We start from the raw sequence: 677 nt of genomic DNA, 5'->3' as shown, positions 1-677 counted from the left end.
CGGGTGTGCAGGGCGCGGCGTCGCGGGAGGTGGGGTTGTTGCCGGTGGCGGCGGAGGGGCCGCGGCGGTTGCGGGCGGTGACGCCGGGGGTGGCGCCGTTCGCGGGTGTGGTTCCGTTGCAGGAGGTTACGTTGCCGGCGGCGGGGGGTGCGTTGGGTATTCCGGAGGTGGTGTTGGCGGCGTATCGGAATGCGGAGTTGGCGTTGGGGTCCTCGGTGCCGGGGTGTGGGTTGTCGTGGAGTTTGCTGGCGGGGATCGGGCGGATCGAGTCGGGGCATGCGCGGGGTGGGCGTACGGATGCGGCGGGTACGACGGTGTCGCCGATTTTCGGTCCGGCGTTGGATGGGAGTTTGCCGGGTAATGAGGTGATCAAGACTGCTGATGGGGGGTTTGTGCGGGCGTTGGGTCCGATGCAGTTCTTGCCGGGGACGTGGGGGGCGTATGGCGCGGACGGTAATGGGGACGGGGTGGCCGATCCGCATAATGTGTTCGATGCGGCGTTGGCGGCGGGGAAGTATTTGTGTTCGGGGGGTTTGGATCTGCGGGATCCGTCGCAGGAGTTGCGTGCGGTGTTGCGGTACAACAACTCGATGGCGTATGCGGCGAATGTGCTGAGTTGGGCGGCGGCGTATCGGACCGGGGGTTCGCCCACGCAGGTGCGCATCTCGCCGGACCTG

At 67.9% G+C, this 677-nt stretch carries 1 protein-coding gene; it reads left to right on the top strand.

Annotated features, from left to right (window positions below; translation table 11 throughout):
- Positions 1-677: lytic transglycosylase domain-containing protein (locus NG1_RS34860; protein WP_245660190.1), on the top strand; the 677-nt coding region annotated here is incomplete at both ends.

It is taken from the genome of Nocardia gamkensis NBRC 108242, from assembly GCF_001612985.1.
Lineage (GTDB): Bacteria > Actinomycetota > Actinomycetes > Mycobacteriales > Mycobacteriaceae > Nocardia > Nocardia gamkensis.
The sequence above is the reverse complement of the archived record's forward strand: the minus strand, read 5'-3'. Positions and strand labels throughout refer to the sequence as shown.